At 61.9% G+C, this 16091-nt stretch carries 15 protein-coding genes; 11 read left to right on the top strand and 4 right to left on the bottom strand.

The features are described 5' to 3' along the window. Positions 1-19: 19 nt before the first annotated feature. Positions 20-1636, bottom strand: a complete 1617-nt coding sequence (locus HBO24_RS03225) for an APC family permease (protein ID WP_170059294.1) — start codon at positions 1634-1636, stop codon at positions 20-22. 200 nt (positions 1637-1836) lie between these two features. Between HBO24_RS03225 and HBO24_RS03220 the strand changes: the two genes are divergently transcribed. Next, entirely contained in the window at positions 1837-2604 is a 768-nt protein-coding gene (locus HBO24_RS03220) for an AraC family transcriptional regulator (RefSeq protein ID WP_170044262.1), read from the top strand. Positions 2605-3305: 701 nt separating this feature from the next. Here the strand turns inward: HBO24_RS03220 and HBO24_RS03215 are convergent. Then, on the bottom strand, positions 3306-4142 hold the full coding sequence (locus tag HBO24_RS03215; protein ID WP_169960900.1) for an HAD family acid phosphatase: 837 nt from the start codon (positions 4140-4142) through the stop codon (positions 3306-3308). A gap of 126 nt (positions 4143-4268) precedes the next feature. On the opposite strand from HBO24_RS03215, the gene HBO24_RS03210 reads away from it, so the two are divergent. The 5 genes from HBO24_RS03210 (at position 4269) to HBO24_RS03190 (ending at position 11409) form a co-directional block, all read left to right on the top strand. Next, positions 4269-6416: a TonB-dependent receptor gene (locus HBO24_RS03210; protein ID WP_170059293.1), complete on the top strand. Its 2148-nt coding sequence runs from the start codon at positions 4269-4271 to the stop codon at positions 6414-6416. A 168-nt stretch (positions 6417-6584) separates the two neighbouring features. After that, positions 6585-7127: a sigma-70 family RNA polymerase sigma factor gene (locus HBO24_RS03205; protein WP_057959224.1), complete on the top strand. Its 543-nt coding sequence runs from the start codon at positions 6585-6587 to the stop codon at positions 7125-7127. After that, the gene (locus HBO24_RS03200) at positions 7127-8071 is read left to right on the top strand and encodes a FecR family protein (RefSeq protein ID WP_170044260.1); all 945 of its coding nucleotides are present in this window, start codon (positions 7127-7129) and stop codon (positions 8069-8071) included. The genes HBO24_RS03205 and HBO24_RS03200 overlap by 1 nt, the downstream gene beginning before the upstream one ends. 102 nt (positions 8072-8173) lie before the next feature. After that, complete coding sequence (locus HBO24_RS03195; protein ID WP_115128459.1) at positions 8174-10651, top strand: TonB-dependent siderophore receptor; 2478 nt, start codon at positions 8174-8176, stop codon at positions 10649-10651. A 119-nt stretch (positions 10652-10770) separates the two neighbouring features. Then, positions 10771-11409 carry a hypothetical protein gene (locus HBO24_RS03190; RefSeq protein ID WP_099170904.1) on the top strand — a complete coding sequence of 213 codons (639 nt, stop codon included), beginning with the start codon at positions 10771-10773 and terminating at the stop codon, positions 11407-11409. Positions 11410-11547: 138 nt separating this feature from the next. Here HBO24_RS03190 and HBO24_RS03185 read toward each other — a convergent pair whose 3' ends face one another. Beyond that, a complete protein-coding gene (locus tag HBO24_RS03185) occupies positions 11548-12093 on the bottom strand; it encodes a hypothetical protein (protein WP_115128457.1) in 546 nt (181 codons plus the stop codon). Between the two features lie 169 nt (positions 12094-12262). Here HBO24_RS03185 and HBO24_RS03180 point away from each other — a divergent pair, with 169 nt between their 5' ends. Then, complete coding sequence (locus HBO24_RS03180; RefSeq protein ID WP_115128456.1) at positions 12263-12592, top strand: hypothetical protein; 330 nt, start codon at positions 12263-12265, stop codon at positions 12590-12592. A gap of 462 nt (positions 12593-13054) precedes the next feature. Further along, complete coding sequence (locus HBO24_RS03175) at positions 13055-13303, top strand: DUF1652 domain-containing protein (protein WP_057440802.1); 249 nt, start codon at positions 13055-13057, stop codon at positions 13301-13303. 3 nt (positions 13304-13306) lie between these two features. Here HBO24_RS03175 and HBO24_RS03170 read toward each other — a convergent pair whose 3' ends face one another. Then, positions 13307-13669 (bottom strand): NUDIX hydrolase, encoded by a 363-nt coding sequence (locus HBO24_RS03170; RefSeq protein ID WP_057440804.1) that lies wholly within the window; start codon positions 13667-13669, stop codon positions 13307-13309. A 138-nt stretch (positions 13670-13807) separates the two neighbouring features. On the opposite strand from HBO24_RS03170, the gene HBO24_RS03165 reads away from it, so the two are divergent. The 3 genes from HBO24_RS03165 (at position 13808) to imuA (ending at position 16084) form a co-directional block, all read left to right on the top strand. After that, positions 13808-14776, top strand: coding sequence for a Gfo/Idh/MocA family oxidoreductase (locus tag HBO24_RS03165; protein ID WP_170059292.1), 969 nt, complete (start codon positions 13808-13810; stop codon positions 14774-14776). A gap of 79 nt (positions 14777-14855) precedes the next feature. Further along, on the top strand, positions 14856-15473 hold the full coding sequence (gene lexA, locus HBO24_RS03160; RefSeq protein ID WP_057440807.1) for a transcriptional repressor LexA: 618 nt from the start codon (positions 14856-14858) through the stop codon (positions 15471-15473). After that, positions 15473-16084 carry a translesion DNA synthesis-associated protein ImuA gene (gene imuA, locus HBO24_RS03155; RefSeq protein ID WP_057959230.1) on the top strand — a complete coding sequence of 204 codons (612 nt, stop codon included), beginning with the start codon at positions 15473-15475 and terminating at the stop codon, positions 16082-16084. Before lexA ends, imuA begins: the two co-directional genes overlap by 1 nt. Positions 16085-16091 lie beyond the last annotated feature (7 nt).

Genomic DNA, 16091 nt, shown 5'->3' with positions numbered 1-16091 from the left:
TTCCTTGGTGATTGGCCAATTACGCGTTCGCCGGGTGCATGCCGGTAGTGGGCAGCACGGCTTCGCTTTCGTCGTCTTCGTGTTCCAGTTCTACCAAGTGCGCCGGCACGCCGGTGGCCGCACCCCAGTAGTAGATGCCCATGGCGCAGGCGGCGACGACCAGGGTGTCGAAGGGATGGCTGAGCACGCCCAGGCCGCCGAAACTGCCGAGTTTCGACAGCACCATGGTCACGGTGTAGAAGCCGATCAGCCACGCGCTGGAGCGCACTTGCTGGGCGATGCTCAGGTGCTGGGTCGGCACCAGGCGGCGGCACAGCAGGTACACCACAAACATCACGATTTGCAGGCCCAGCAACCAGGACACGGTGTTCCAGCCCGACCAGTAGACGATCAGCGCGGCGATGATGAACGACAGCGGGCCCAGCACACTCATCCACTTGACCCGGAACGGGCGCGGCATGTCCGGCGCATTGCGTCGCAGCGCAGCCACGCACACCGGGGCCACGGCGTAGCTCAACACCAGGGCGGCGGACACCACATTGATCAGCGCCTCCCAGGACGGGAACGGCAGGGTCCAGAACACCGACAAGCCAAAGGTCAGCCACAACGCCGGGCGCGGGATGCCGGATTTCTCATCAATACGCGTGAAAATCTTGAAGAAGGTGCCGGTCTGCGCCCAGCCATAGATCACCCGTGGCGTGGCGTTCATATAGATATTGCCGCAGCCGCTGGGGGAGATCACCGCGTCGGCCACCACCAGGTAGGCCAGCCAGCCCACGCCCAGGGCCAGGGCGATATCGCGATAGGGCAGGGCCAGTTCCTTGCTGATGCCGGCCCAGCCATTGGCGAGCATTTCGGTGGGCACGCCGCCGAGGAAGGCCACTTGCAGCAGCACATAAATTGCCGTGGACAGCAGCACCGAAAGGATCAGGGCAATGGGAATGGTGCGTTGTGGGTTTTTCACTTCGCTGGCCACCGAGATGATCGGCGTCAGCCCCAGATAGGCAAAAATCACCCCGCCGGCGGACACCGCCATTTCAATCCCCGACAGGCCGAACGGCGCGAACCCCTGGGAGTGGAAGTTGGCCGGTTTGAAGAAGGTGAACAGCGCGCCGATCACCAGCAGCGGCACGATGAACTTGAAAATGCTGACCAGGTTATTGGCGATGGCGAAGGTCTTGACGCTGCGGTAATTGAGCACGAAAAACAGGCAGAGCAGGCCGAACTGCACCAGCCAGCCGAGGGGGGTGGGGTCGCTGGAGCCAGCCTTGGTCAACTCGGGAAACCAGGCGGCGGCATATTGCCTTGCGGCAACCACTTCAATCGCCACCAGGCTGGAAAACGCGATCAGCGTGATAAAGCCCATCAGGTAGCCCAGCAGCGGGCCGTGGGAATACACCGGGTAGCGCACCACGCCCCCGGCACGGGGCAGGGCGGCGCCCAATTCGCAATACACAATGCCCAGCAACAGCACGGCAAAACCGCCGAGCAACCAGGAAAAAATCCCCGCGGGGCCGGCAATGGACGACACGTGACTGGCGGCAAACAACCAACCGGAACCGAAGATGGCTCCCAGGCCGATAAAGGTGAGGTCGATCAGAGACAGCTGTTTCTTGAACTTGCCTTGGGCTGACATAGCGGCGCCTTCTTGTGGGTTATTGGATAGGCATGCAGTGGCGCTACAGTGAACCCATCGGCGCGCTGGCGATTGATGTTTTGCGCGGCTATCAATGACGAATTCAGCACAATTGCCAGGTGGGCAACGGCACTCGACAGGGCCCCGGCCATCGGGCAATCTGCTGGCCCGGCGAGGCGACAAACGAGGCGGTGAGCGGCATGATGCACAACGCGTTTGCAACCCTGTGCCAGGGCGATGAGCAGCGCCCCCACAGCCTCGAACAGCTGCTGGCGGGCGTGGCCATGCTGTTGCCGATGCTCGACGTGATCCCCAATGCGACGATGTTTATCAAGGATGTGCAGGCGCGCTATGTCATGGCCAACCACACCCTGGTGCAGCGCTGTGGCTTGAAAGACCGGCGCCCGTTACTGGGCAAGACCAGCGCCGAAGTGTTCCCCGCGCAGTTGGGGCCGGGTTATACCGAACAGGATCGGCGCGTACTGGAACAGGGTCTGGTACTGGAGGACCAACTGGAGTTGCACCTGTACGGCAGCCGCGAACCCGGTTGGTGCCTGACCCACAAATGGCCGTTGTATAACCGCGAGGGGGCGATCATCGGCTTGGCTGGGATTTCGGTCGACCTGCAATCCGCCAGCGAGACCCACCCGGCCTATCAGCGCCTGGCGGCGGTGGACGAACACATCCGCGCCCATTTCAACCAGCGCGTGACCCTCGGCGAACTGACACGCATCGCCGGCATCTCGGTGGCGCAACTGGAGCGTTACTGCAAGCGCGTATTCCACCTGACACCCCGGCAGATGATCCAGAAAGTGCGCCTGGAACATGCCCATCGCCTGTTGCACACCGAGTTGCCGATCACCGAAGTGGCCCTGCAATGCGGCTACACCGACCACAGTGCATTCACCCGCCAGTTCAAGGCGTTGACTGGCTTTACGCCGCGTCAGTATCGGCAGGCCACCAGCTAAGGAGTGGGCGCAAGTCCCTGTGACAGATGGCTTGCCAGCGATAGCGGTGGGTCAGCCAACATCAACCCCAGCAATGCCGCCGCCATCGCAGCCTCGCCGGGGCTCGACAGCTCCCACCTCGATCTTCAGGGTTTGGAAGATTGCGTTTCAGCTGCCATCGCAGGATGCACACGGTACTCAATGTACTGAAGATCCAAGGTGGGAGCTGGCTTGCCAGCGATAGCGGTGGGTCAGCCAACATCAACCCCAGCAATACCGCCGCCATCGCAGCCTCGCCGGGGCTCGACAGCTCCCACCTCGATCTTCAGGGGGTGGAGGATTGCATTTCAGCTGTCACCGCAGGATGCATACGATGCTCAATGTGCTGAAGATCCAATGTGGGAGCTGGCTTGCCTGCGATAGCGGCGGGTCAGCCAACATCAACCCCAGCAATGCCGCCGGCATCGCAGCCTCGCTGGGGCTCGACAGCTCCCACCTCGATCTCCAGGGGGTAGGGTTGCATTTCACTGCTACCGCAGGATGCATACGGTGCTCAATATGCTGAAGATCCAAGGTGGGAGCTGGCTTGCCTGCGATAGCGGTAGTTCAGCCAACATCAACCCCCGCAATGCCGCCGCCATCGCAGCCTCGCCAAGGCTCGACAGCTCCCACCTCGACCTTCAGCGGGTGGAGGGTTGCATTTCAGCTGCCACCTTGGATCTTCATTGCTGCAACTGAAGGGCCTCACGCTTGAAAAAGCGCTTCTGCTCAAATGGAATCTCTTCGCGGTCGGCGTAGGGTGCGCTGTACCAGTTGCCGTAGGTGGGATTCGGCAGCAGGAACCAGCGCTGGCCGAACCAGCCTGTATAGGGCTCGACCGCCCGGTGTTGGGCGGCCAGGGTGTTGTGTTCGGCCTGGACGAAATCCCCCAGGGAATCCCCGACCATCAACAGCACCCGCGCCTGGCTGGCGACCCACTGGCGGCGGCAGTTTTTGCCGTAGCCGGCCTGTTCGCAATGGCCGGTCGGGGTGGCGGCCGCCAGTATTTGTTGGTTGCTGTCCACCGGGAAACCACGCAGGCGCAGGTTAGCGACCGTGGCCTGGACCTGGCTGTGTTCGCGGTTGGTCAGGTAATACACTTTGATCCCGCGTTGCTGCGCCGCCTGCACAAACGCCACGGCGCCGGGCAGGGCCTGGGCCTTGGCCTGGTCGACCCAGGTGTTCCAGCGATCATAGGAGTAGACCTGGTTGTTGATGATGTCCCGCGCGTTGAGTGGCACGTTGTCCAGCAGGGTTTCGTCGATATCGACGATCACCGCCGGCGGCAGGCCGCTGAGGTTGCGTGGGGCAAAGGGCAGGGCGTCCCAGTCCTTGCTGGCCAGGGCCACGTCGAGCTGGCGGGTGGCGTTGGCAAACACCTGGCGATAGATCAACTCATGCTCGATGGAGGTTTGGGTCCAGAGCACCGCATCCAGTTGGTCGTTGGCCGGTGGATGCTGTTGGCAACCGACCAATAGTGAAGAGAACAGGCAGATGCTGGCGAAGGTGAGATTGCGCATGAAAGGCTCGGCCTCAAGAGTGAAGGGGCGCTCAGGGCCAGCACATTAGCCTAATCGACGAGGTTTGTGCGTGACCTGCGTATGATCCGCGGCTTCCAACCGCAGACCTCTTCAAGGATACGGCCCATGCGCCTGCGACAACCTCTGCTTGTTCTTTCCCCGCGCTGGCTTGGCTTGGGGGCTGCCCTGACGTTCAGTCACCTGGCCCAGGCCGAGGAGGCGCTGCAGTTGGCGCCGCTGCAAGTCACCAGCACCGAACTGAGCGAAGGCGAAGCGGCCCAGGCGCAACTCAAGCAGGTACCCGGTGGGACCAACTACGTTGACATGGCCAGCGTCGAGCAGGGGCGGGTCAGCAGCAATGAAGACGTGCTCAAGTACCAGGCCGGCATCTATGCCAGGGCGGCGAATAACGAAGGGGTGAAAATCTCCATTCGCGGCTCGGGCATCAACCGTGGCCCCGGCAGCCATGCGTCCGGCCTGTATGAAACCATCGACGGCCTGCCACTCACCGGCCCCGGCGGCACGCCTTATGAACTCAAGGACCCGCTGTGGCTCAGCCGCGTCGAAGTGCTGCGCGGTGCCAACGGTTTCGACCGCGGCGCACTGGCCCTGGGCGGGGCGGTCAACTATGTCACCCGCACCGGCTACGATGCGCCCAAGTTGCGCGTGCGTTACGAGGCCGGCAGCCATGGATATGCCCAGCGGGAAATCAGCTCCGGGCAAGTGCTGGGCGATGCCGACTATTACATCAGCCTGACCGACACTGACTACGATGGCTTCCAGCAACAAAGCGCCGGCAGTGGCAAGGGCGTGGCGGCCAACTTCGGCTACCGGTTCAATCCGGACCTGGAAACCCGCTTCTATTTGCGTTACCGCGAAACCGCCAACGACAGCCCCGGCAAACTCACGCGCCAGCAGATCGAGCACAGCCCGCGTGCGGCCAATGCGCTCAATTTGACGCGCGACTCCAAGCGCTTGCAGCCGGGTTCTACCTGGATCGCCAACAAGACCACGCTGCAGTTGGACGATAACTCCCGCGTCGAGGCGGGGCTGGTGTACCACGACTACCCCATGGACCTGCGCGAAGGCACCAACCGGCTCAAGGTGGCGTATACCGATATCAGCGGCACCTTGAACTACATCCGCCAGGACACCCTGCTGGGACGCGACAGCAAGACCACGGTCGGCCTGCGCACCACCCAGGGCCTGCCCAATAACGGTGTGTCGGAGTACGTGCGGGTGCCCACCGGTACCACCGCCACCTTCGCCCCCGGCACCAAGACCCGTGACTACAGCTACCTGGGGTCGGATACGGTGCTGCACGTGAGCAACGACCTGGAGCTGCTGCCTGATCTGTGGCTGACCACCGGGCTGGCGGCGATCTATACCCGTCGCGAAACCGAAGTCACCTATCCCGAGACCCATGCCCCCTTGAGCACTCATGCCTGGGACTATGCCCCGCGCGTGGGCCTGCGGTATGACTTCAACCCGCAATTGCAGGTGTATGGCAACCTGAGCCGCTCGGTGGAGCCGCCGCATGCCTGGTCGATGATCTGGGGTTCCAATAAGTTCTTTGCCAAAGATGTTAATAGTCCGGCTTCAGGCTTGGCCCGCGAAGGCGTGGAACTGCAAAACCAGACCGCCACCACCCTGGAAGTGGGCGGACGCGGCGAAGCCTGGTTCGGCCAATGGGATCTGGCGCTGTATCACTCGCTGGTGCGCCATGAGTTGCTCAGCGTCGAGACCCAGGCGGCTCCGCCCAACCTGTCGCAGGTGGTCGCCGAATCCAACGCCAGCCCGACCATTCACCAAGGCCTGGAACTGAGCCTCACCAGCCCGTTGTGGGAGGGCGGCAACACTGGCCGCCTGGCCCTGCGCCAGGCCTACACCTACAGCAACTTCCACTACCGCGACGACCCGCGTTTTGGCGACAACACATTGCCTGGTATCCCCAAGCACTATTACCAGGCGCAGGTGCGCTACAGCCATCCCAGTGGCTTTTTCAGCAGCCTCAATGGCGAGTACTCCTCGCGGGTGGCGGTGGACTACGCCAACTCCTACTACGCGCGAGTCTATGGCTTATTGGGCGCCACCGTTGGCTATGACGCGCCGAAGCACGACTGGCAAGCCTGGGTCGACCTGCGCAACCTGACCAACCAGCGCTATGCCAATACCGTGACCCCGGGCTATGACGACCATGGCAAGGATATGGCGCGCTCGACGCCGGGCGATGGCATGGGCGTGTATGCCGGGGTGTCCTGGAGCTTGCGCTAAGCAGGCCATTGCCGGCGAATCCCTCGCCATAAGTCGGGCCTCCTGCACCCGTGGGGGACAGCTGGTCTGGATGTGCCTGGGGTTCGTTGCCGAGCCCTTGCCCTGCCATCGTTTTACTGTCATCGTTTGCGCGATTGGTAATCTTTCTTGTTTGAGAAGCTTTTGCGCATGCATGACTTTCCTGTGGCCGATTGTGATATAGCCCGCCGCCAGCAGACACTCACCGCGCTCTACAGCGACCACCATTCCTGGTTGCAGGGTTGGCTGCGCAAGAAACTCGGCTGTTCGCAGCATGCGGCGGACCTGGCCCAGGATGCATTCGTGCGGGTGTTGCTGCTGGCCGAGCCCCACAATATTCAGGAGCCTCGGGCATTTCTCGCGACCACTGCCGGGCGCTTGCTGATTGACGGTGCGCGGCGACGCAAGATCGAGAAAGCCTATATGCAAGCCCTGGCGATCCAGTACGAAGACGCTGGCATGCCCGATCCGGCGACCATTCATGTCGCGCTGCAGGCCCTGGAACGCATTGCGCTGATGCTCGCCGGCCTGCCGGACAAGGCCCGCGAAGCGTTTCTGCTCAGTCGCCTGGACGGCCTGACCTACAGTGAAATCGCGGCCCAGCTCCAGGTCTCCTCCAGCACAGTAAAAAACTACATCTCCAGCGCGCTGGTGCATTGCTACCAGACGCTGCATGGCGCGGATCCGCTTTGATGTCCGCCGAACAGATTGTCAGCGAGGCAGCGCAATGGTTGGCGCTGCTCAATGACGAGGAGGTCAGCGCCGCTGACCGCCAGGCATTTGAAGAGTGGTGTGAGGCTGACCCACGCCATCGGGTGGCTTTCGAGCGCATGGGGGCATTGTGGGGCAGCTTCGATGAATTGCCTGCCGAACCGGCACGCCTGGCATTGAATCAAGCCTTCATCCCACGCAAGCCCGGGTACGCTGTGCGCGGCGGGCAGGTCCTGGGGCTGTTGGGTGTGTTGGTGCTCGGCTGGGCGAGCGTCGAGCAACTGCCACTGTGGATGGCCGACCAACGTACCGGCGTCGGCGAACGGAGCCAGGTGGTCCTGGCCGATGGCAGCCAGGTGCAGCTCAACAGCAACTCGGCACTGGACGTGAAATTCGACGGCCAGCAGCGTGTAATCGAGTTGCTCAAGGGCGAGATGTGGGTCGAGGTGGCCAAGGATGCGCAGCGGCCATTTGTGGTGCGTACCGACCAGGGTACGGCGACCGCATTGGGCACGCGTTTCCTGGTCCAGCGCGCGGTGGATGGCTCGACCGTGGTCACGGTGATCGAATCAACGGTGGCCGCCAAAGGCAATCACAGCGAGGCGGTGAAGGTCATGGCAGGCCAGCGCGCGATCCTCAAGCAGGGCCACGCCCAGCCAGCGCAAGCGGTCGGCAGCGGCGACCCGGCGGCCTGGACCCGGGGCTTGCTCACGGTGGATGACCGGCCGTTGAGCGAGGTCCTGCAAACCCTGGCCAGCTATCGCCATGGCGTGGTGCGTTTTGATCCCCAGGCGTTGCAAGGCATGCGCGTGTCAGGGGTGTTCAAGCTCGATGACAGCGACGCAGCGCTGGCGACCCTGGCGGATAACCTGCCGATCAAAGTGGAGCATTTCACCGACCTGCTGGTGGTGATCAAACCCCTCTGATGTGCCTGAAGACACCTGTTCAAATAAAAACCGGTCTCATTCATACCCGATTTCCCGACATGGCCGTCATGGAATATAGAACCCTCTTTTCCAGGACCTCTCATGTCACGCTTTGCTCGTCCGTTGCACCCGCTGGCGCTGTCAGTGGCGATGGCTTTTGCCGCTGTGCCCCTGACCATTCACACCGCATGGGCTGATGAAAGTAGCCATTTCTCGATCCCTGCCGGTGACCTGAGCCAGGCCCTCAACGGCTTTGCCGAACAGGCCGGGCTGGTCCTGGCCTTTGATCCGGCCTTGACCCGCGGCAAGCGCAACAGCGGTTTGAACGGGCAGTTGAGCAGCGACGCGGCACTCGCCCAGTTGCTGGCGGGTAGCGGTTTGCGGGCCCAGGCGCTGTCTGCCCAGCGCTATCGCATCGAGCCGATCCCCCAGGCGGACGGCTCGGTGGAGTTGCAAGCCACCACCATCAGTGCTGCCGAGCAAAGTGAAAGCCCCATTGGCCCGGTGTCCGGCTATGTGGCCACGCGCAGCCTGTCTGGTACCAAGACCGACACCGCGCTGATCGAGACCCCGCAGTCGATCTCGGTGGTCACCAAAGACCAGATGCGCGCGCAGAATGCCGAGAGCCTCAACCAGATCCTGCGCTACAGCGCCGCGGTCGTCCCGGAAACCCGTGGCGCCACTGCCTCGCGCCTGGACCAGTTGACCATTCGCGGCTTCTCGCCGGTGACTTACCTCGACGGCCTGCGCGTGGCGTCGAGCCGCGATGCCTCGCCGCAAAAGGATGCCTTCGACCTGGAGCGCGTGGAGGTCCTGCGCGGCCCGGCCTCGGTGTTGTATGGCCAGGGCAGCCCCAGCGGCGTGATCAATATGGTCACCAAACGCCCGCTGGATACGCCTTTTCACGAAGTGGGCGTGGAGTACGGCACCTTCAACAAAAAGCGCACCACCTTCGATCTCAGCGGCCCGCTGGATGAGCAAGGGGTGTACTCCTACCGCGTCGCCGGCTTGTTCGATGATGCCGACGGCCAGGTCGAGCACACCGAGACCCGCCGCCAATCCCTGTCTTCGGCCTTCACCTGGCGCCCGAACGAGGACACCTCGCTGACCCTGCTCGGGCATTTCCAGAAGGATCCCAAGGGCGCTTCCTACGGTTCGATGCCGGCCTGGGGCTCGGTGTTGCATAGCCCGCTGGGGCGCAAGATTGATGTCGATTTCTACGACGGCGAGAAGAACTTCGAGAAGAGTGACCGCGCGCATTACTCCATCGGTTATGCCTTCGAGCATCACCTCGACGACGTCTGGACCGTGCGCCAGAACGCCCGCTATATGCGCAGCGAAGGGATCTACCGCAGTATCTACAGCAGCAACCTGCAGGCCGATTACCGCACCTTGAACCGCTCGACCATCGCCACCGATGTCGACATGGATGCCTACAACCTGGATAACCAGTTGCAGGGCAAGTTCGACACCGGCCCGGTGCAGCACACGCTGTTGATGGGGCTTGATTACCAGAACACCAGCGTCGATACCAAGGCCGGTTACGGCAAGGGACCGGACCTGGATATTTTCGATCCGGTATATGGCGCGCCAGTCACCACCCCGGCATTTTCCAGCGACGCCACCCAGCGCAGCGAGCAGACTGGCGTGTACCTGCAGGAGCAGGCGAAGTGGGATAAGTGGGTGCTGTTGATGGGCGGTCGTTATGACTGGGCCAGCACGGATAACAGCTCATTGAGTTTGACCGACGGCAAGAAAACCAAATCCTCCCTGGACAGCAAAGCCTTCACCGGTCGTCTGGGGGTGGTCTACCTCTTCGATAACGGCCTGGCGCCATACGCCAGCTATTCCGAATCCTTCTCCCCGCAATCGGGCACCGGCTACGGTGGTTCGGTGTTCAAGCCCACCGAAGGCAAACAGTACGAAATCGGCATCAAGTACCAGCCGCCGGGCAGCAACAGCTTTATCACCGCGGCCATCTTCGACCTGCGCCAGAACAACGTACCGACCATGGACCCGGACCCAACTCACTTGTGCGGCAATGGTCGCTGCCAGGTCCAGGACGGTGAAGTGCGCTCCCGTGGCTTTGAACTCGAAGGCAAGGCCAGCCTCAACGACAACCTGGATATCACGGCGGCCTATGCCTACCTCGATAACCGCATCAGCAAATCCAACAGCACCGTGCGCTATGCGCCGATCACCGACATTGGCGTCGGCCCGGCCGTGCCGACCCAGGGCACCACGACCTATGCTGTGCCGCGCCACACCGCCTCGGTGTGGGCCGACTACACCTTGCATGACGGTAACCTCAAGGGCTTCGGCGTGGGCGCAGGCGCGCGGTATGTCGGCTCGTCCTGGGGCGATACCGCCAACACCCTGAAGGTTCCGGGCTACACCTTGTTCGATGCGTCGGTGCACTACGACATCCCGCACATCAATACCCAGGGCGACAACCTGCGCCTGGCGCTGAACGCCACCAACCTGGCGGATAAAGAGTACGTGGCGTCCTGCTATTCGTACTCGTGGTGCTGGTACGGCTCGCAACGGACGGTGCAGGCCAGTGCGACGTATCAGTGGTAAACGCCGAGAGTTGATGAGGTTTTTTCCTACAACGGCCTTTTACCCAGGCCGTTGACTCTCTATTATCCGCCCCCAGCACCTCCGGCCATGGAGACGCTCCATCAACTAAGGAAGTCGTAATGCACATTGGAAAAATGCTGGGGTTGGCCCTAATGATGTTGGCAGTGAGTGGCTGCGCCAGCTTCACCAAGGACGAAGTCGCGCCAGTCACCCTGCCATCGAAGGCGAGCTTCGCCAACAAGCCGAACGTTTACGTCGACTTTGATTTCTATCAAGGCGAACCGACCAACGCTGCCGCTGCCGAAGTCCCCCAGGCGCGGGATATGCTGCGTCCGCAGCTGCAAAAAATCCTCACCGATTCCGGCCTGTTCGGTCGCGTGACCCTGGATGAGTTCCAGAAGCAGCCAGGCGATTACAGCCTGCGCCTGAAGGTCTACAACCATCCGCCAGGGGGCGGTCAGATGGTACTGGCGTTTATCAGCGGCTTCACCTTCACCATTATTCCGGCGTTGGGTACCGACCAGTACACCATGAGCCTGGAAGCCCTGGACCCACAAGGCCAGGCGCTTAGCAAAGGCAGCAACCACGATGCGATCAACACCTGGTTGGGTATCTGGTTTATCCCGATGATGGCCTACACGCCAAAAGAAGCGGTGACCGATACTTTCACGCGCCAGGTCAATGCGTTGCTCAAGCAGATGGTCGAGAGCAATAACCTGAAGTACTCGGCACTGGATGGCGGTGTACCGCGGGCCTGATGCGGCCTGCAAAAAAGGGAGCCGGCTGACGGGCTAATACCCGTTAGTTAAGGACGAACACTGTCTCTGTGGCGAGCGGGTTCTACTTAACTAACGGGTATTACCCGGCTGACCGGCTTCCTTTTTTTACCTGGTTTTTTACTTGAGTGCCTGGATGAACAGCGGGTCGCTGTACAAGGCTTTGAGCAAGTCACGCACCAGCGGGTTATAGGCATTCGCCGCATTCGGAATCGCAATGGGGCCGAAGAATGAACTGGACCACACGCTGGTCACTTCCTTGGTGGCGTCGTACACCACTGCATCGTTCTTGAACAGGGTGAAGCGCGCGGCCAGCGTGCCGTGGCCTGAGCCTACGCCCGCCGTCAGCTCGTTCTTCACCAGCAGCACGTCAAGGCGGCGTGGCGCGCTTTGATTAAGCAGGCCGGCCAGGGACAGTTCCTGGGTAAGTGCCGCCTGCACATGGGCGGGGATACTGCCGGCGGGCGAACTGATCGGATTGGCCCGAACCATCAACGAACCCTGGCCCGAGGCAGCAGTGACCTTGGCCTGGCTGACGGGCTGCAGCGGTGGCGTCTGCTTGAGGCGCTGGACGTTGTCGAAATTGGGCTCGTATTGCGTCATGGTCACGCCGCAACCTTGCAGCAGCAGGACTAACAACGGGGCTAACAACAGAAACTTCTTCACGGCATTTCCTTGCGTGAGGGGAATAGTGGCGCGCGATTATGGTCAGCCGCGGGTAGGGCGGCAACCATGGCGGGGAGGGCAGGTGGCCGAGAAGGCATTTTAATGGCCCCCAACTGGCCGATGTTTCGCCAAAATCACTTTTATTTTCAGGTGGTTAGGTGGGGTGCCAATGCGCAACGTAAAAATCACGCTGATTGCCTTGGCCCTGGCGAGCGGGGCGACGGCGGCCCAGGGCAAGACGCTGCGCGAAGGGGATCGGTACATGTGCAGTTGGGGCGCGGGCACGGCGGCCAGGGCCCAGGAGCTGAAGTTGGCCGGTGTTTCGCTGTATGCCGCGCGGCAGAAAATCCAGCGGTACAAGTTCGACAAGTCCTGGATGCGCATGATGGCCATGGGGATCACCGAGCAGACCTATGACAGCCCCTCGCGGCTCAAACCGACGGCTGTTCGTTCGAGCTTTTATGAAGAGTGCGTGCGCTACAAACTGGCGCGTAAATAGACATGCTACATACTCGGTTATTAACCTGATAGTTATTAGGGTTTTAACCCGGCAAGTTTGGAAGTTGCACCAAAAAGTGGCACGAAAGATATCGCGAACCCTGAAAAATGTGTGGTTATTGAATGACTTAGCGCTGTTTCAATCCGACGAAAGGCTAATAATCAACTTGTTACAGGTTGTCTCGATGGTTATTATGGCCGGGCGTTCACCTCCCACGGTTTATGCATTTTTAAATCCCAAGTTTCCATCAGCTACTTGGGATTTTTTTTGTCCGCGATTTGACCTTCATACCTGCCTGGCAGATAAACGTCCGTGGTTTTTCTGGCGCCAGTGCACCAACGCTTTCGCAGAAAAGTGTGGGGTAGCTAACACTTTCGTAGGATTGCCTACACGCGTTGCACAACCTGATCTACCCTGCATGGATCACGTCCATCGCGTCATGTGTGAGCAAGGGTGCCCAGGATGATTCCGATCGCTGAGTTGAGCCGCATCATGGCGTCCGGTTTCGTCCCGCTGTCGTGCGATTGTAGTGTCAACCCCCAGGGTTTCTTGACCATCCGAGTCTTCGAACCGGAGTCCGGTCGCGTCGAGCTGCTGTTGACCGGCGTGTCGCCCCAGGGTCTGGACAGCATCCGTGCCATCTCCAACCTGATTGGCGAACTGCGCACCGAACTCAAGGCCGGGCGCCGTGGGTTTGCGGCATTCGGCTAGGCGTCAGAGCCGGCGCAGAAACGAGCGGACAATGCGCTTGGTGGCGTCGGTGGTGTCCAGTTGCTCCAGGGCACTATAGGCATGCCACTGGCAGTCGGTGATTTCATTGCAGGGCCGGGCCTGGTCGATGTTCACCACCGAGGCTTCAAACACGTGATGCAGCGTGTCACTGGCCTTCAACTCCTGCAGATACAGCAAACCATCCACGTTCAGCCCGGTTTCCTCTTGCAGTTCCCGCTCGGCCGCGCCGACTGGGCGCTCATCGCGCTCGACCTTGCCACCGGGCAATGCCCATTTCGACCTGGCCTTGCGCACGAACAGAATGTGCCCCTCATGTTCGCAAATCACCGTTGCGCGTATTTTCATCGTCTGTGCCCCCGCAAGATGATCGTCATAAAAGTGTAATGCAATTGTCATGCTGGGTCTTTATGGGCGGAGGCTGGAGACCGCGAAGGAAAACGCTGATACTGCCCGACTGAAAAAGTACCGATGAAGGAAAGTCATATGAGCACCATCCGCTGGGGCATGATCGGTTGTGGCAGTGTTACTGAAATCAAGAGTGGACCCGCTTTCTACAAAGCGCCAGGCTCGGCCCTGGTGGCCGTGATGGGGCGCCGTGAGGAAGCCGTGCGCGATTATGCGGCACGCCATGGGATTGCCCGGTTTTACACAGATGCCCAGGCGCTGATTGATGACCCCGAAGTGGATGCGGTGTACATCGCTACGCCCCCCGACAGCCACCTGGAATACAGCCTGCTGGTGGCAGCGGCGGGCAAGCATTGTTGTGTCGAAAAGCCGATGGCGCTGAATGCCGAGCAGAGCGCCTTGATGCAGCGCACCTTCGAGCGGGCCGGGCTGCATCTGTTTGTTTCCTATTACCGCCGCTCCCTGCCGCGCTTCCAGCAGGTGCGTGCCTGGCTGCAAGAGGGGCGCATCGGCGAGTTGCGGCAGCTGAACTGGACGTTGTGCAAGCCGCCATCGCCCACGGACACCAACGCGAGCAACTGGCGTACCGATCCGGCGATTGCCGGCGGTGGTTATTTTGCCGACCTCGCCAGCCATGGCTTCGACCTGTTCCAGTACCTGGTAGGGGATATTGTCGAGGTCACGGGTTATACCGCGCGCCAGGCCGGGCGCTATGCGGCGGAAGATGCGGTCACCGCCTGCTGGAGCTTCAGCTCGGGCGCGCTGGGGATGGGCTGCTGGAACTTTGTGGCTGACCGACGCGAGGATCGGGTCGAGTTGATCGGCAGCACAGGGCGCATCAGTTTTTCCGTGTTCGACGAGCAGCCGTTGCAACTTGCAGCCGAGGTCAGCGAAACCCTGCATATTGCCCATCACCCCCATATCCAGTGGCACCACGTGCTGGGCATGAACGCGCATATTCGCGGCGAGAGTGTGCACCCGGCACTGGCGATCGAGGCCCTGAAGACCGACCGCATCATGGATCGGGTGTTGCAGCGCAAGCCCTGACGCCGCCCGCCCTTGTCGGATCCGGCAAGGTGTTGGTCTGACTGGCGGCTATTGTCAGGAATTCCCCACAGGAGTACAAATGTACTCCATGACGACTCTCACTCCCCGCCGTTCCGCCATCCTGAACTTCATCCGCGAACGTATCGCGCAGCAAGGTCAGCCCCCCAGCCTCGCCGAGATCGCCGAGGCCTTTGGTTTTGCTTCGCGCAGTGTGGCGCGCAAACACGTGCTGGCGCTGACCGAAGCCGGGTTTATCGAGGTCAACCCGAACCAGGCCCGGGGGATTCGCCTGCTCAATCAACCGGCGCGGCCTGAGTGGCTGGAGGTCCCTGTGCTGGGCCGCGTGGCCGCCGGCCTGCCCATCGGCGCCGACGCCGAAGTGCACACGCGGCTGATGCTCGACCCGGCGACCTTCGCCCGGGTCCCGGATTACCTGCTGCGGGTCCAGGGGGACTCGATGATCGAGGACGGCATTCTCGATGGCGACCTGGTGGGCGTGCGGCGCAGTGCCGAGGCGCTGAACGGGCAGATCGTGGTCGCGCGCCTGGACGGCGAAGTCACCATCAAGCGTTTCGAGCGAGTGGGCCACAGTGTGCGCCTGTTGCCGCGCAACCCTGCCTATCAACCTATTGTGGTTCGTGCCGACCAGGACTTGGCCATCGAAGGCGTGTTCTGTGGCCTGGTGAGGCAAGGTTGATGGGCGCCGTGGTTGCGCTGGACTCGCTGTTCAATGGCGGGCGGGTGTGGAAGGGACGGCCGGCCGCGCCGCCGGCCAGTGTGCACCCCACCGGGCTGGCGGCCCTGGATGCGGTGTTGCCCAGCGGTGGCTGGCCGGAGGCGGCCTTGAGTGAAATCCTTGTGGCCCAGCAGGGGGTGGGCGAGCTGCGACTGGTCTGGCCAACCCTGGCGCGGCTGTCGGCGGCCGGCGAGCGGATTGTGCTGGTGGCGCCGCCGTATACCCCATACCCCCACGCCTGGCAGAACGCCGGGGTGGACCTGCGCCAGCTCTCGGTGATCCAGGCCGATGAACGCGATGCCTTGTGGGCGGCCGAGCAATGCCTGCGCTCCGGCAGTTGCGGCGCGGTGCTGTGCTGGCCGCACAAGGCCGATGACCGGGCCTTGCGCCGTTTGCAGGTGGCCGCCGAAACCGGCCAGACCCTGGCGTTTGCCTGGCGGGCCCTGAGCGAGGCGATCAACCCGTCACCGGCCGCCCTGCGCCTGGCCGTCGAGCCGAGCCAGGTGCGGGTGCTCAAGTGTCGGGGTGGCCTCGCCCATCCCGCGCCGATTGCCCTGGCCAGCGGGCACTGAGGTTGGT

The organism is Pseudomonas sp. WS 5410, assembly GCF_012985645.1.
Classification (GTDB): domain Bacteria; phylum Pseudomonadota; class Gammaproteobacteria; order Pseudomonadales; family Pseudomonadaceae; genus Aquipseudomonas; species Aquipseudomonas shahriarae.
The sequence above is the reverse complement of the archived record's forward strand: the minus strand, read 5'-3'. Positions and strand labels throughout refer to the sequence as shown.

Bases quoted from the DNA above. Each gene is read 5' to 3' on its own strand.
- HBO24_RS03225 (WP_170059294.1), bottom strand. From the start codon at position 1,636: ATGTCAGCCCAAGGCAAGTTCAAGAAACAGCTGTCTCTGATCGACCTC.
- HBO24_RS03220 (WP_170044262.1), top strand. From the start codon at position 1,837: ATGATGCACAACGCGTTTGCAACCCTGTGCCAGGGCGATGAGCAGCGC.
- HBO24_RS03215 (WP_169960900.1), bottom strand. From the start codon at position 4,142: ATGCGCAATCTCACCTTCGCCAGCATCTGCCTGTTCTCTTCACTATTG.
- HBO24_RS03210 (WP_170059293.1), top strand. From the start codon at position 4,269: ATGCGCCTGCGACAACCTCTGCTTGTTCTTTCCCCGCGCTGGCTTGGC.
- HBO24_RS03205 (WP_057959224.1), top strand. From the start codon at position 6,585: ATGCATGACTTTCCTGTGGCCGATTGTGATATAGCCCGCCGCCAGCAG.
- HBO24_RS03200 (WP_170044260.1), top strand. From the start codon at position 7,127: ATGTCCGCCGAACAGATTGTCAGCGAGGCAGCGCAATGGTTGGCGCTG.
- HBO24_RS03195 (WP_115128459.1), top strand. From the start codon at position 8,174: ATGTCACGCTTTGCTCGTCCGTTGCACCCGCTGGCGCTGTCAGTGGCG.
- HBO24_RS03190 (WP_099170904.1), top strand. From the start codon at position 10,771: ATGCACATTGGAAAAATGCTGGGGTTGGCCCTAATGATGTTGGCAGTG.
- HBO24_RS03180 (WP_115128456.1), top strand. From the start codon at position 12,263: ATGCGCAACGTAAAAATCACGCTGATTGCCTTGGCCCTGGCGAGCGGG.
- HBO24_RS03175 (WP_057440802.1), top strand. From the start codon at position 13,055: ATGATTCCGATCGCTGAGTTGAGCCGCATCATGGCGTCCGGTTTCGTC.
- HBO24_RS03170 (WP_057440804.1), bottom strand. From the start codon at position 13,669: ATGAAAATACGCGCAACGGTGATTTGCGAACATGAGGGGCACATTCTG.
- HBO24_RS03165 (WP_170059292.1), top strand. From the start codon at position 13,808: ATGAGCACCATCCGCTGGGGCATGATCGGTTGTGGCAGTGTTACTGAA.
- lexA (WP_057440807.1), top strand. From the start codon at position 14,856: ATGTACTCCATGACGACTCTCACTCCCCGCCGTTCCGCCATCCTGAAC.
- imuA (WP_057959230.1), top strand. From the start codon at position 15,473: ATGGGCGCCGTGGTTGCGCTGGACTCGCTGTTCAATGGCGGGCGGGTG.